Source organism: Sphingorhabdus sp. EL138, assembly GCF_945882965.1.
Taxonomy (GTDB): Bacteria; Pseudomonadota; Alphaproteobacteria; order Sphingomonadales; family Sphingomonadaceae; genus Sphingorhabdus_B.
This window is the reverse complement of sequence record NZ_CAMCWY010000008.1, coordinates 62,651-77,404: the sequence shown is the minus strand read 5'-3', so window position 1 is coordinate 77,404 and position 14,754 is coordinate 62,651. Positions and strand designations below refer to the sequence as shown.

Sequence of the window (14,754 nt, the reverse complement as noted above, 5' to 3'; positions counted from 1 at the left end):
AGCTAGAGGATTGCGCAGAGTGGGCGTATAGCTCAGTGGTAGAGCACTGTGTTGACATCGCAGGGGTCGCAAGTTCAATCCTTGCTACGCCCACCATTTAAAAGCCCCGCCGCCTTAATGGGTTGGCGGGGTTTTTCTTTGCCTTTCACCTACGGGCAAAACCCCTCCACACCTCGATTTGGCAATTCAATACCCGCCATCCTAAAACCATAATAGCTATTCCATCCAGATCTATGACGACAGCTGGACTGACGGATCATTGGTTTTCTGACGCTACCGTCAGATGGAACATCAAACCAAGCAGGTGCAGCCCGAAACTTTCGGGGCGGCACATGCTTATTTGATCTACAGCACGATCGATGAACAGTGCATGCTGCTACCCAAGAGGTCAGTAAGTTTAGCAGGCATATAGCCTTCGATGATCACAGAGGTATCAGCATCAAGTTGAATGATATTGTCATTGTAACGGCTCTTGGTAAAGGTCGGGGCGCTGGAAAGGCCGAAGGCGTTTAGATCACTGTAACCAAGCAAGAGAGCGATCTCGCCGAGGGAGCGGTATCTTCCATGAAATATAGCGTGCACATATCCTGACGGACAAGGTGGAGCGGATCCCGGAAGGACAGGCCTTCCGCCGCCAATTTCCGTCCCCGGCTTGCGGCATTGATTTTCCATCGCTAAGCCAAAGGCATGAACCTAGCATCGCTTCTCGCACAGTTTTCGCCCGCCGCCAAGACTCACAAGATATCTATTCCGCCAAGCTGGCATCAGGGACGCACGTCCTATGGCGGCCTAAGTTCCGCTCTGGCCTATCAGGCGGCCAAGCTGGCAGCGGATCATCTGCCCCCTCTGCAATCGGCCCAAATTGCGTTTGTGGGGCCTCTGGCGGGCGACATAGAGGTCAGCGCACATATCCTGCGGCGTGGAAAGAACACCGCCTTCATTCAGGCGGAAATCAAGGGCGCAGATGGCGTTGGCCTGACATGCAATTTCATTTTCATGAACCGCAGGCAAAGCCATCTGGATTATGCGAATATCCCGGCTCGGCCTCTCCCGCTTATTCCAACGGCCGATACTATGCGCAGCGGCCCACCGGAGTTTTTCACGGGTCATATGCAATATCCGGACAAACGGCTTGAACTTGGGATGGCGACCAATCGGCTCGCAAGTTGGCATCGGCTGACCGAGCATCAAGGGCTGGACCCAGTTGCCGAGCTTATCTGCATCGGTGACGCCCTGCCGCCGTCGGCCATGGGGCTCATGACCGAAAAGGGTATGGTGAGCTCCATGAACTGGCAAATCAATATGTTGACCGATGCACCAACCACCGAAAATGGCTGGTGGTATCTATCGAGCGAAACGCACCATGCCGCAAACGGCGCAAGCAGCCAGTATATGACGGTATGGAACAGCTGGGGCGAAGCGGTGCTAACGGGTATGCAATCGGTCGCGATCTTCGCTTAAACAGTTGGCTTTGTCCGGGCATAGCGCATGGCAAGCATTACAAGGCCAATAACGATAAAATTATCGATGAAGGTTTTGTAAAACAGCCAATTGTCGGTCGTCAGCAACTTTGCAGCGCCATAATTCAACGCCGCCATGACAATCCCGATCATGCCCATGACGATAGCAAGGCGGCCCGCATTGATATCCGAATATGGCATGTAACGCGCCAAGCCTTTGCCGATATATGGTCCACCCCGCGCACCATCGATGATGAAGAAGCTGGCGGCGATCAATCCTGTGATTGTGCCGCGTAGCTTTATCCATTCGTCATCATTCAACCAGACTGCTAAGCCCGCCGATATACAAAGCATGAGTATGCCGAACAAAGCGAGGCCGCCCGTGACGTCGATTTTTGTGATCCGCTGAAACGTGACCAAGACAGAACCGACTACAACGCCAACCAAAGCTGCTGTCTGCAAATCGGTAAACTTGGCCACGAAGTAGAATAATAAACCAGTGGCGACATCAATAGCAAAAGGCAGACGGTTGTGGCGCGCGAATACGCCGCCGTTCATGTCTGTGCCTTGCGCGGTCATGCCTTAGCCCAAAGCCGCCTGTTTTTCTTCGGCGAGGCGGTCAAGTTCAGCGCGGCTTTTCTTCTCGCTGGAGGATTTCAGCTGCCCGCATGCCGCCATGATGTCGCGGCCACGTGGTGTGCGGATGGGCGCGCTGACACCGGCTTCAAAAATGATGCTCGAAAAACGCTTAATCCGTTCGGGGTCAGAACATTCATAGTCTGCGCCGGGCCATGGATTGAAGGGGATCAAGTTGACCTTGGCGGGCAGTTTATACTGCCGGATAAGGCTTACAAGTTGGCGCGCATCTTCGTCGCTGTCGTTTTTGCCCTTCAGCATCACATATTCAAACGTAATCCGCCGCGCGTTGCTGATACCGGGATATTCGGCGCAAGCACGCAGCAATTCATCAATGCCATATTTGCGGTTAAGGGGTACCAGTTCGTCACGCACCTCTTTAACCACTGCATGCAGCGATACCGCCAAGTTAACGTTAATCTCCTCGCCTGCGCGCGCCATCATCGGCACGACACCCGACGTCGACAGCGTGATACGGCGACGCGAAAGACCAAGACCGTCGCCATGCATTACAATCTTCATAGCGTCACGGACATTGTCAAAGTTGTATAAGGGCTCCCCCATACCCATGAGTACAATGTTGGTCAGCATGCGGCCATCGGCGGTGTAATGGCCAACATCGTCGTCGTCATCTTCATCCGCCGTTGAAAAGGCCATATTGCCCTTTGGCCATTCGCCAAGCGCATCGCGTGCCAGCATAACCTGACCAACGATTTCGCCGGGCGTCAGATTGCGCACCAGCCGCATCGTGCCCGTATGACAGAACCGGCAATTGAGCGTGCAGCCAACTTGGCTCGAAATACACAAAGTCCCGCGATCTGCATCGGGGATGAACACCATTTCATAATCCTGCGCATCGTCAGTGCGCAAAAGCCATTTGCGCGTGCCGTCGGTCGACACTTGCGCCTCGACCACTTCTGGCCTGCCAATGACAAAGCGGTCGGCGAGCCAAGGCCGCATCATTTTCGAAATATCGGTCATCGCCTCAAAATCGGTGATACCGCGATGGTAAATCCAATGGAACACCTGCTTGGAACGCAGCTTTGCCGCCTTTTCGTCCAACTGCGATTCTTCAAATAGTTGCCGAATTTGGAGATGGCTCAACCCCATGAGGTCAATGCGTCCATCGCTGCGCGGGGTAATTGCGCGCGGCGTGACAACGGGGTCGATATGGCCGGGAATCTGCATGATAGCCGCGCCTATAATTATGTTGTCCCCGAAAAGCCAGCCTTGCGCCTTATGCGGTACGGACCACCGAAACCTTTGTTCCCGGTGCCGCATCCGAAATCATCACAACAGCGGCCAGTTGGCTTGCCAATGCCTCGACAATACCTGTGCCCAAGCCGGGTTTACGGTCTTCTTCATTCTCGGGCATGCCGACGCCGTTATCTTCAACGACAAGTGTCCATGCCTTGCCAGCCGAACTGAAGCCAACCTTGATCGACCCGTGCTGGGTCCGACCCGGAAAAGCATGCTTTAACGCATTGATCACCAATTCGGTGACAACCAGGCCAAGGCTGACTGAGGTATCTGGGTCAACGATGCTGTCATCACATTGCGTGGTGAGTTCTATCCGCCCGGGGTCACCGATCATGGATGCCCCGATGCTATTGCACAAATCCGCAAAGTAATTTTTGAGGCGGACATTATCGACAGCGGTCGACGACAGGTGCTTTTGCAGCATTGCGACGGACATAACGCGGTTATGCGCGTCGCGCAAATGCTCCCGCGTCTCGTTCGACTGCACCTTGCGCGCGCTTTGCAGCAGGACGCTCGCGATAATCTGAAGGCTATTCGCTATGCGGTGCTGTATTTCGTTCAGCAACAACTGCTTTTCGCGAACAAGATCGTCGCGCACCTTATCAGCCAAGCGCTGCGAGGTGACATCGGTGATGGCGAGCACGACACGAATGCTTTCGGCTTCAAAATAATCGAGCGTATGGGCGTTTATCAAAAGGCGTAGCGTGCCCTTTTCCGGCCGCACGAGATCCATTTCATAGACATCAATTACAGCTTTGCCCGACACCGTGGCTTGCAACAGCGTGTTCAACTGTCGCACGTTCCACTCACCCCCACCCAAATCGGCCAGTTTTTTGCCCATCACGCCCGCAAAATCGATGTCGAATGCAAGGCAAAAGGACTTGCTCGCCGCGATAATCGTCAGATCCTCACGCAACAATATAAGCGGTGAAAAAGATGACGATATCAATGCGACCGACATATTGTCGGCATGCTCGGGCAAAAGGTTCAGTTGCTTTTCCATGGCATATAGCCGTTATAAGCTGGAGGTTCGCGGGACGAGAGCCATACCCAGGCGCATTTCGTAATTACGGTTTCAGTTGTAACGTGTTGTAACGTGTTGTAACGTGTTGTAACGTGTTGTAACAGGCCTAAAGCATTAGAGTGAGTCAATTCAGCTTTAAATTATTTTTTATTTGAATACATCTCAAGGCAGCAGCGTCGATGGCACAGGGCGCACCGCGAAGACTTCATTTATCGACAGTTGACTTTCCGTTTTCTGGAACCGTTTTAATGGTTAACGACGTCGCCGAATGCCTAGCAGCCATACGGCCTCATTCACGCGCGCTCGCTTTGCCCGCTGCCATCGATGACCAACGCTTCGACACCGTCGCGGATCATCACCATGCCCCCTTGTGCCAGGCTGGGCGCGATGGGCGCGCCGAACTGCGCCATCGGTTCGATCCCAAGCAGCAACCCGCGCAGCACCCGCGCGGTCATACCGTGGCAGATGATCAGCATATCCTGATCAAAGGGCAATGCGCCAAGCCAGTGCGACAAACGCTGCGCCACATCTTCATAATATTCACCGCCATCGGGCCGAACCGAAAATAATTTATGTTCGACGTCGACGATTGGGCCGATTTCAGCGGCAATGTCGGCATAGGTCCGGCTTGACCAACGTCCGACGTCGATTTCAAGCAAACGGTCGTCGCGGTTGGTCTCGTGCCAATCGGCGTCAATTTCTTCGGCAATTAAGGCGAGCGTTTGCAGCGCGCGGCCTGCTGTGGATGACCAAAGCTGCGGCCTTGCATCCGCACCCAGATAGTTCGCCAACGCACGGCCCATATCGCGCGCCTGAATGCAGCCTTCCCAGGTCAGCGGCGTATGCAATTCGGCCTGGCCTTGCATCCGTGCCACTTTGTTAAACACTGTCTCCCCATGCCGCGCGATGAAAAGCCGTCGATTATGTGTTGAAATTCCCATATTGCCCTTATTCCACAGGATTTTGTTAGAGGCAAAAGCTATCGACTTGCCCTAATGGTCAAAGCGGTTATGACAGGTTCGGTGTAGAAATAGGGTTTTTTGGTTGGTCTGTGGACCACCCGGCCCGACAAGGGGAATTTGAATGAGAGCCACGATCGAACGCGCGACCCTGCTGAAAAGCCTGAGCCACGTCCAGTCCGTAGTGGAGCGGCGCAACACCATACCCATATTGTCTAATGTCCTTGTCGAAGCAAGCGAAGACGGCAAGATCAAACTGACCGCGACCGACCTTGATTTGCAAGTCGTTGAAACTTTTGCCGCCGATGTCGAAACCCCCGGTGCAACCACGGTTTCGGCGCATACATTGTTCGAAATCGCGCGCAAGCTGCCCGAAGGTTCGCAAGTCCAACTGCACGCCGCCGATGGCCGCATGGCGGTGAACGCAGGCCGCGCGCGTTTCTCGCTCGCAACCCTGCCGCGCGACGATTTCCCGACGATTGCCGAAGGTGACTTGCCCACCTCGTTCGAAATTCCTGCTAGCTCGCTTATCCAGATCATCGATAAAACGCGCTTTGCGATTTCGACCGAAGAAACGCGTTATTATCTCAACGGCATATTCCTGCACGTCACTGACGATGCGGAGCCCGTTTTGAAGGCGGCGGCGACCGATGGCCATCGCCTTGCGCGCGTCACACTCCCGCGTCCTGCTGGCGCAGAAAATATGCCCGACATCATCGTGCCGCGCAAATGCGTCGCCGAAATCCGCAAGCTGCTCGACGAAAGCGGCGGCAACTCCATTCAGGTGGACCTATCGGCAAGCAAAATCCGCTTCACATTCGATCACGTCATCCTGACGTCGAAGCTAATCGACGGCACCTTTCCTGACTACAGTCGCGTCATTCCGACCGCGAATGACAAATTGCTGCGCATCGACCCCAAGGCCTTTAGCCAAGGCGTCGACCGCGTTGCGACCATCGCTACCGAAAAAACCCGCGCCGTCAAAATGGCACTGGATCAGGACAAGATCACCTTGTCGGTCACCAGCCCCGAAAACGGCACTGCCGCCGAAGAAGTCTCCGGCCAATATAGCAGCGAAGGTTTCGAAATCGGCTTTAACGCCCGCTATCTGATGGACATATTGAGCGAGATTGAAGGCGACGTGGTCGAACTCCACTTGGCCGACGCCAGCGCCCCGACTCTCATTCGCGAGAATGACAAGTCGACAGCGTTGTATGTTTTGATGCCAATGCGGGTTTGATAAATGGAGTGGCTTCCGCGCTAGAAGCCCTCCCTTACTCCGCCGCTTCAGCCATTTCGATACTCTGCGGCCCACGCACAACGATTCCGGGCAACGCGCCAGTCATATTACCTTCACGGAAGGTGACGACACCGGCTTTCACAGTCGCGACATAGCCATCTGCCTTTTGCAGCAGGCGCCTGCCACCGGCGGGCAAGTCGAACGCCAGCCATGGTTTACTAAGCTTCAACCGAACTAGATCAATGACGTTGATATCCGCCAGATAACCCGGCTTCAATATGCCGCGATCATTTAGTCCATATAGCCGCGCAGTGTCATGGCACTGCCGCTTAATCGCATTCTCCAGCGTGATGCGTTGCCCTGCGCGGTCGCGGACCCAATGTTGCAGCATGAAGGTCGGGCTGGCTGCATCGCAAATCGTGCCGCAATGCGCGCCGCCATCTGACAGGCTGTTCACACAGTCATCGCGGGTTTGCAGCTCCTCAAGGAAGTTCAAATTGCCGTCGCGATAATTGAGGATTGGGAAATAGATGAACCCGGTGCCGTCGTCCTGCATCAACAGGTCATAGGCATATTCGGCAGGGCTGACGCCAGCCGCAATGGCTCGCGCCAGGACGCTTTCATCCTGCCGTGGCTCATAGTTGAATTCAGGCCCCATCTCAAAATGTACAGGCCAGCCACCGGCAACGATGCGCAGCAAATCGATGATATCGCTTTCGGGGAACACCGAGTCTTCGGAAATCATTCGCGCCTTAAACGCAGGGTCTTTCAAGCGCGCAAGCTGCTGCGCCCATGGCAGCGCTTCAATCTCTGCCCATGCTGGCTTGAAACGGAAAGGATGCACCGTTCCCTGCCATGCCATTATGATGCCATTGCCGCGCAAGGCGATCTGCGCGACGATGTTTGCGCCATTGTCATTTTCGGCCATCATTGAGGAAATCTGTTCCTCCAACGGCATTTCCTTGGCGATGGATTGCAAAGCAGCAAAGGTGACGGGCAAACCGGTTTCGCGGCTCAACGCGCCCATCCAGCCAAATTCATCCCAATCGCGTTTCATATCGCTCGCCATTTCAAACACTCCATATCCGACGCGGCCCATGGCGCGACCGATAGCGATCAGCTCTTCCTTTGTGGCCGTGGTTCCAGGAACGAGTTCGCCGTCCACGGATTTGTGCAGCACGGTTCGCGATGTTGAAAAGCCAAGCGCCCCTGCTCTCATGCCTTCTTCGACAATGCGGGACATTTCTGCGATGTCGGCGTCAGTTGGCACGGCCCCGGGCATTTCACGATCACCAAGCACATAAGCGCGCACCGCCCCGTGGGGCACATGCGTTGCGACGTCGATGGTGCGGGGACGGCGTTCAAGCGCATCCATATATTCGGGGAAGGTCTCCCAATCCCACGCCATGCCCTCGGCCAACGCAGTGCCTGGAATATCCTCCACGCCCTCCATCAGGCCGATGAGCCAGTCATGCTTGTCTTTCTTTGCAGGGGCAAATCCAACGCCGCAATTGCCCATGACCACCGTAGTTACGCCATGCCAGCTGGATGGCGCCATCTCGCTGTCCCACGTCGCTTGGCCGTCATAATGGGTGTGAATGTCTACAAATCCGGGTGCAACGACCTTGCCACTTGCGTCGATTTCTTCGCGGCCAGTCGCACTGATTTTGCCGATGGCCGTTACAATGCCGCCATCAACCGCAACATCGGCAACAAAGCGCGCAGCGCCCGTGCCATCGACTATAGTCCCGCCCCGAATAACCAGATCATGCATGCCGACTCTCCTCTTTTCCCGGCCGGAGCGTATCAGCTTTAATCAGGCAATTAAACCTTTGCGTGCCCAAAGAACTTTCTTGTTTGTCTGCCAACTGCGTTCTCTGCGCCTCTGCGTGCAAAATGGCTTCACGCAGAGGTACATACGACGCGGAGAAACGCGGTAGCAGATTTGAACCGCTTTACCGGCGGGTTTACCCTTTGCGTCCCGCCAACAAACGCAGGCGCAGCGCGTTCAGCTTGATAAAGCCTGCTGCATCTTTCTGATCATAAGCGCCAGCATCGTCTTCAAAGGTCACAACCTTCTCGCTGTACAGGCTGTTGGGCGATTTGCGGCCAACGACACTCGCAAGGCCCTTGTACAGTTTCAATCGAACGGTGCCAGACACATGCACTTGGCTATGGTCTATCGCGGCCTGCAACATTTCGCGCTCTGGCGAGAACCAAAAACCGTTGTAAATCAGTTCGGCATATTTGGGCATTAGCTCGTCTTTCAAATGCGCCGCGCCGCGATCCAGCGTAATGCTTTCGATGCCGCGATGGGCGCGGGCGTAAATCTCGCCGCCGGGCGTTTCATACATGCCGCGCGACTTCATGCCGACGAAACGGTTTTCGACCAGATCAAGTCGGCCAATACCATGCTTGCGACCCAATTCATTCAACGCCGCCAGCAACGTCGCAGGCGACATGGCTTCACCATTCAGGGCAACGCCGTCGCCTTTTTCAAAATCGATGGTGATATATTCCGGCGTGTCTGGCGCATCTTCGGGATTGACCGTGCGCGAATAGACATAATCGGGTGTTTCGTCCCATGGGTCCTCAAGCACTTTGCCCTCGGACGAGGTGTGCAGCAAATTGGCGTCGGTTGAAAACGGACTTTCGCCGCGCTTGTCCTTTGGCACGGGGATTTGGTGTTGTTCGGCCCATTCAATCAGGCGCGTCCGGCTGGTCAGGTCCCATTCGCGCCAAGGCGCAATGACCTTGATATCGGGGTTCAGCGCATAGGCCGATAGCTCGAAACGCACTTGATCATTGCCCTTGCCCGTTGCGCCATGCGCAATGGCATCAGCGCCGGTTTCCGCTGCAATCTCAATCAACCGTTTCGAAATCAACGGACGCGCAATCGACGTGCCCAACAAATAGTCGCCTTCGTAACGGGCATTGGCACGCATCATCGGGAAAACAAAGTCGCGGACGAATTCTTCCCGCAGATCGTCAATGTAGATATGGTGGTCGGGGACGCCCATCAGCACCGCCTTTTCGCGCGCTGGTCCAAGCTCTTCGCCCTGCCCCAAATCAGCGGTAAAGGTCACGACTTCGCAACCATATTCCACCTGCAACCATTTCAGGATAACGCTGGTGTCGAGACCGCCTGAATAAGCAAGAACGACTTTTTTGATGCTGTCTGTCATATCAAAATTGTTCCGAAGCTAAAATATCTGCGGCGCGCCTAACAGCTTAGGCGCGGTTGGACAACTGCCAGAGCTGCCAAAGTCCAAGAACGAGGAACCAAATATGTTGAGGCATGCCTCGTTCGAGTGGAACGACTGGCTACTTCACAGATGCCGAGACATCATTAAGGTTGAAGCTAAGGATGCAAACGCGACGCTAGGCGGGCTGTGCTTGATCGACCTTACGGATTTTTTGCCTCAGCCCGATTCATGACGCGTCACCGAGTTCATTACCAGTCCAGTTTTTTCCTTTTGTCGATGGGCAACACCCGTTAGGGGATGCGCAACGATAAGAATCTCCCCAGGCGCCGTTTTTGCTGGAGCCCAATTATGACTAAATATGTGACGCGTGCCGAACTTCGGATTGCCGAGCAGCTTGCCGAATTTGTTGAGAGCCATGCCCTTGTTGGCACGGGCATAGCTGCGGATGCTCTGTGGTCAGGACTAGCCGATATTCTTTCGCGGTTTGTGCCTGTTAACCGGCAATTGCTCGCCAAGCGCGACGCGATCCAGCTACAGATTGACGTTTGGCACAAGGCAAACCCAGGACCAATCACCGATATGCCTGCCTATCAGGCATTTTTGCGCGAAATTGGATATCTGGTCACTGAACCCGCGCCGTTTGCCATTGGTACCCAAAATGTCGATGCGGAAATCGCAACGATGGCCGGGCCTCAGCTTGTGGTGCCCAGCCTCAATGACCGCTTCGTCCTCAACGCCGCCAATGCGCGCTGGGGTAGCTTGTATGATGCGCTATACGGAACTGACGTCCTGCCGGCACCCGCCGCACGGCCTGGTGGCTATGACACCGACCGAGGTGATGCGGTCGTTGCTTATGCGCGCCATTTTCTTGATGACGCCATTCCCGGTTGGCAGGCGGCTTTAGCTGGCGGCGAAAATCCCTATTTCCTAGCTAAGGCGCTGGCTGGTGACAGCACGCGTTACCTGTTCAAACATCATGGCCTGCATATTGAGGTTTTGGTCAATCCAACGCACCCTGTGGGCGCGACCGATGCGTTACACATCGCCGATGTCATCCTTGAATCCGCACTGACGACCATCATCGATTTGGAGGACTCGGTCGCGGCTGTTGACGCCGATGACAAGGTTGCAGCCTACACAAACTGGCTTGGCCTGATGCGCGGCGATCTCATCGCCAGCTTTGATAAAGGTGGCAAAACTGTCACCCGCGCGCTTGAACCAGACCGCGATTATGACGGCCTCACCCTCGCTGGCCGCAGCCTGATGTTCGTGCGCAATGTCGGACATTTGATGACCAACCCGGCGGTCTTACTCGCGGACGGTAGCGAAGCGCCCGAAGGGATACTCGACGCTTTGCTCACATCGCTGTGCGCGCTGCATGACCTCAAAGGCCTTGGCACCCACCGCAACAGTCGCGCGGGTTCAATCTACATCGTGAAACCAAAAATGCACGGCCCTGCAGAAGCCGCATTCACCAATGACCTGTTTGACGCTGTCGAAGATGTGCTTGGTCTACCGCGCCACACGATCAAGGTCGGCGTGATGGACGAAGAACGCCGCACCAGCGCAAACCTTGCCGCCTGCATTCATGCGGTGCGCGAACGTATTGTGTTCATCAACACTGGCTTTCTGGATCGCACCGGCGACGAAATGCACACGGCCATGCAGGCTGGCCCGATGATCCGCAAAGCCGAGATGAAAGCCTCTTCGTGGATTCAAGCCTATGAAGCGCGCAATGTCCAAATCGGCCTTGCCTGCGGCCTTAGTGGCAAGGCGCAGATCGGCAAGGGTATGTGGGCCGCGCCCGATATGATGGCCGACATGATATTACAGAAAATTGGCCATCCCAAGGCTGGCGCGAACACCGCATGGGTGCCCTCACCAACCGCGGCGACCTTGCACGCAATGCATTATCATCAGTTTGACGTCTTTGCCCGCCAAGCGGAACTTGCCAAGGAAGCTACACCGGGGCTGGATCCGCTGCTGACCATTCCCGTCGCCCCCGTTGGTCATAACTGGTCGGACGAGGATGTGGCTCAAGAGCTGGAAAACAACGCTCAAGGTATATTGGGCTATGTCGTGCGCTGGATTGACCAAGGCGTCGGCTGTTCCAAGGTGCCCGACATTCACGACATCGGCCTGATGGAAGACCGCGCTACTTTGCGCATTTCATCTCAGCATATCGCCAACTGGCTGCTGCACGGCATTGCGACCGAGGCGCAGGTCGATGCCGCGCTGACCAAGATGGCGGCAAAGGTCGATGGACAAAATGCGGGCGATCCACTCTATGAAAAGCTGGACGCAGAAAGCCTTGCGTTAAAGGCCGCCCGCGCCCTGATTTTTGAAGGCGTCACGCAGCCCAATGGCTATACTGAACCGCTGCTGCACAAATTCCGGCAGGAGAAGAAAGCAGAAGGCTGACATGGCCTAAGCCAGCGCGTCGATAAAGCGCTCTGCATCCAGCGCCGCCATGCATCCAGTGCCTGCGCTGGTGCACGCCTGCCGGTAGATATGATCCATCACATCACCGCAGGCAAAGACGCCGGGGACGCTGGTTTCGGTTGCTTGCCCTTCGAACCCGCCGCGCACTTTGATATAGCCGCCTGCCATATCGAGATGGCCTTCAAAAATGTCCGTATTTGGCTTGTGCCCGATGGCGATGAATACGCCATGCAGTTCGATATCTTCTGTGCCGTCGCCATCGGTCGCGGCGATCCGCATGCCAGTGACACCCATTGCGTCGCCCAAGACTTCATCCAGCCTGTGGTTCCACTTGATCGTTACCTTGCCCTCTGCCGCACGCGCAAAAAGGCGGTCTTGCAGAATTTTCTCCGCCTTTAATTTATCGCGGCGGTGGACCAAGGTCACATGGCTGGCGATATTCGCCAGATACAAAGCCTCTTCTACAGCGGTATTTCCGCCACCGATCACGGCAACTGGTTTATTGCGGTAAAAGAAGCCGTCACATGTGGCGCAAGCCGACACGCCTTTACCCATGAACGCGGTTTCGCTTGGCAGCCCAAGATATTGCGCGCTTGCGCCTGTCGCGATGATAACTGAATCGGCGGTATAGTCGCCCGCCCCTCCCGTCAGCACAAAGGGCCGCTTCGAAAAATCGACCTTCTCGATATAGTCATTCTCAATGCGCGTGCCGAAACGTTCGGCATGTTTGCGCATCCGTTCCATCAATTCAGGGCCCATGACGCCTGCATCATCGCCGGGCCAATTGTCGACTTCCGTCGTTGTCATCAATTGCCCGCCAACTTCAACGCCGGTGATCATCATTGGCGTCAGGTTTGCGCGCGCAGCGTAAACCGCGGCGGTATATCCCGCAGGGCCGGAACCAATGATGATAACAGGGGCGTGGCGATTTTCGGTCATGAATTGTCTTTCTGATTCTGTTGGCTGCGGACATAGGCGTTGGCGCGGCGCTGGCCAAGGGCAGCACCTGACTTATCCCCATTAAATTAGGGCTTCACATGTCCGCAGGTGCAACCTATCAGTCCGTCAACATTCAGAATACAAGGAGCAGTTCATGGCCAAAGTCACGGTAATTTCACGTAACGGCGAAGGTCGCGAAGTCGAAGCCGAAAACGGTCTGTCGCTAATGGAAGTGATCCGCGACAATGGTTTTGACGAATTACTTGCTTTGTGCGGGGGCTGCTGCTCCTGTGCGACGTGCCATGTGCATATCGACTCTGCCTTTGCCGACCGCTTGCCAAAAATGAGTGCGGACGAAGACGATCTGCTCGACAGCACCGATCACCGCAACGAAACCTCGCGCCTGTCATGCCAGATCCCCGTCAGCGATGCGCTCGATGGCTTGATCGTGACAATCGCGGCTGAGGATTGAATTTATATACTCCCGACTGCGTCACCCTGAACTTGTTTCAGGGTCTATCATGCATCACGCCCGGTGCCTGAGAGGATAGATGCACCCTGAACCAAGTTCAGGGTGACGGTGAAGGTCACAAGCTTTTGCCAGAAATGCCTCTCAGCGACGCTTAATCACCCGCGCATGGCGCTGCCGAGCGGTTCCTCAATCACTGGATACCCATGGCCGTCGGGAATGCATAGCCAGCTTCCGTCCGCGCGCTTGTCGATATACGTCAGCACTGTCGACACAGGATGTTCCGCCGCATGCGCAGCGGCAGCGTCAAAGTCACCGAACATAGCCAGCCGTTCCAGATTGCGCCGCGTGGGGAAGATGATTTTCACCTGGCCTTGGTCTGCTTTTTCCAAAACCTCAGCAGCCGTTGCCCAAAACAGCATCCGGTTCTCGGTCTGGTCAACGGTCGCACGTGGCGTGGTGTCGCCCGCATACACTAGATAAAAACGCGTGTCAAAAACGCGGCTGGCATTTTCAAAAGCGGGCGGCCGCCAGCGTGACCATAAAACAAGCTGATCAAAATCAGGCTCCCAACCAAAACGGTTGCAAACGGCCTGCAGGCTTTCGCCATCATGCAACGCTGCACGCGCCGCAACGCAATTAGCGGCATCCGAAACGCCAGACAGCCCCAATGCAAGCCCGGCCTCCTCAATAGTTTCGCGGATCGCCGCAAGCCGGGCGGCGGCCTCATCTATCGGCAAAGGCGAACCCAACATCTGCGCATAATCAAAATCGGCAGGGTCAACTTTGCCACCGGGGAAGACCGCAGCGCCGCCGGCAAAGGCCATTGCCTTGACTCGCTCGACCATCAACAATAACGGCGCGCCGCCATCAGGGTTCTGCCGAAAAATAACCATCGTGGCAGCAGGCGTCGCGACGGGAAGCGGTTCGCCGCTGATCGGGTGGTTGCGCAGTTCAGTTTCCATGAGTTTACTCAAGCATGCTTTCGAACATGTTAGAAGCGGAAAATCAATCTATCGTCGTGACGGCATCGCGGCTGATGATGCACCGACACGTCGCAAATGCGAAGGGAACTAGGATACGGCAAAAGCCTAGCTTGAAATTCGATGAATTTTAGCC

At 55.4% G+C, this 14,754-nt stretch carries 12 protein-coding genes and 1 tRNA gene; 5 read left to right on the top strand and 8 right to left on the bottom strand.

Annotated elements, in window-relative coordinates; genetic code table 11:
• Positions 1-21: 21 nt before the first annotated feature.
• Both Q0N43_RS05165 and Q0N43_RS05160 read left to right on the top strand, forming a co-directional pair.
• Positions 22-96: transfer RNA gene (locus Q0N43_RS05165), tRNA-Val, on the top strand.
• Positions 97-687: 591 nt separating this feature from the next.
• Positions 688-1,461 (top strand): thioesterase family protein, encoded by a 774-nt coding sequence (locus Q0N43_RS05160; RefSeq protein WP_295443496.1) that lies wholly within the window; start codon positions 688-690, stop codon positions 1,459-1,461.
• On the opposite strand, the gene Q0N43_RS05155 is transcribed toward Q0N43_RS05160, so the two are convergent.
• The 4 genes from Q0N43_RS05155 to Q0N43_RS05140 form a co-directional block, all read right to left on the bottom strand.
• The gene (locus Q0N43_RS05155; protein WP_295443493.1) at positions 1,458-2,039 is read right to left on the bottom strand and encodes a septation protein IspZ; all 582 of its coding nucleotides are present in this window, start codon (positions 2,037-2,039) and stop codon (positions 1,458-1,460) included. The two genes, Q0N43_RS05160 and Q0N43_RS05155, sit on opposite strands and share 4 nt — an antisense overlap.
• Positions 2,040-2,042: 3 nt before the next feature.
• Complete coding sequence (gene rlmN, locus Q0N43_RS05150) at positions 2,043-3,284, bottom strand: 23S rRNA (adenine(2503)-C(2))-methyltransferase RlmN (protein WP_295443491.1); 1,242 nt, start codon at positions 3,282-3,284, stop codon at positions 2,043-2,045.
• Between the two features lie 49 nt (positions 3,285-3,333).
• Positions 3,334-4,359, bottom strand: a complete 1,026-nt coding sequence (locus tag Q0N43_RS05145; protein WP_295443488.1) for a histidine kinase dimerization/phosphoacceptor domain -containing protein — start codon at positions 4,357-4,359, stop codon at positions 3,334-3,336.
• A 314-nt stretch (positions 4,360-4,673) separates the two neighbouring features.
• Positions 4,674-5,321, bottom strand: a complete 648-nt coding sequence (locus Q0N43_RS05140) for a histidine phosphatase family protein (protein WP_295443485.1) — start codon at positions 5,319-5,321, stop codon at positions 4,674-4,676.
• A gap of 142 nt (positions 5,322-5,463) precedes the next feature.
• Here Q0N43_RS05140 and dnaN point away from each other — a divergent pair, with 142 nt between their 5' ends.
• Positions 5,464-6,579 carry a DNA polymerase III subunit beta gene (dnaN, locus tag Q0N43_RS05135; protein WP_295443483.1) on the top strand — a complete coding sequence of 372 codons (1,116 nt, stop codon included), beginning with the start codon at positions 5,464-5,466 and terminating at the stop codon, positions 6,577-6,579.
• Between the two features lie 34 nt (positions 6,580-6,613).
• Here the strand turns inward: dnaN and Q0N43_RS05130 are convergent, their stop codons facing one another.
• Both Q0N43_RS05130 and Q0N43_RS05125 read right to left on the bottom strand, forming a co-directional pair.
• Complete coding sequence (locus Q0N43_RS05130) at positions 6,614-8,353, bottom strand: D-aminoacylase (protein ID WP_295443480.1); 1,740 nt, start codon at positions 8,351-8,353, stop codon at positions 6,614-6,616.
• 193 nt (positions 8,354-8,546) lie between these two features.
• A complete protein-coding gene (locus Q0N43_RS05125; protein WP_295443478.1) occupies positions 8,547-9,764 on the bottom strand; it encodes an argininosuccinate synthase in 1,218 nt (405 codons plus the stop codon).
• A 369-nt stretch (positions 9,765-10,133) separates the two neighbouring features.
• Here Q0N43_RS05125 and Q0N43_RS05120 point away from each other — a divergent pair, with 369 nt between their 5' ends.
• Positions 10,134-12,206 (top strand): malate synthase G, encoded by a 2,073-nt coding sequence (locus Q0N43_RS05120; protein ID WP_295443475.1) that lies wholly within the window; start codon positions 10,134-10,136, stop codon positions 12,204-12,206.
• Positions 12,207-12,212: 6 nt separating this feature from the next.
• On the opposite strand, the gene trxB is transcribed toward Q0N43_RS05120, so the two are convergent.
• Positions 12,213-13,166 (bottom strand): thioredoxin-disulfide reductase, encoded by a 954-nt coding sequence (gene trxB / locus Q0N43_RS05115; protein ID WP_295443473.1) that lies wholly within the window; start codon positions 13,164-13,166, stop codon positions 12,213-12,215.
• 154 nt (positions 13,167-13,320) lie between these two features.
• Here trxB and Q0N43_RS05110 point away from each other — a divergent pair, with 154 nt between their 5' ends.
• Positions 13,321-13,638, top strand: a complete 318-nt coding sequence (locus Q0N43_RS05110; protein WP_295443470.1) for a 2Fe-2S iron-sulfur cluster-binding protein — start codon at positions 13,321-13,323, stop codon at positions 13,636-13,638.
• Between the two features lie 155 nt (positions 13,639-13,793).
• On the opposite strand, the gene Q0N43_RS05105 is transcribed toward Q0N43_RS05110, so the two are convergent.
• A complete protein-coding gene (locus Q0N43_RS05105; protein ID WP_295443466.1) occupies positions 13,794-14,612 on the bottom strand; it encodes an NUDIX domain-containing protein in 819 nt (272 codons plus the stop codon).
• Positions 14,613-14,754: the final 142 nt, after the last annotated feature.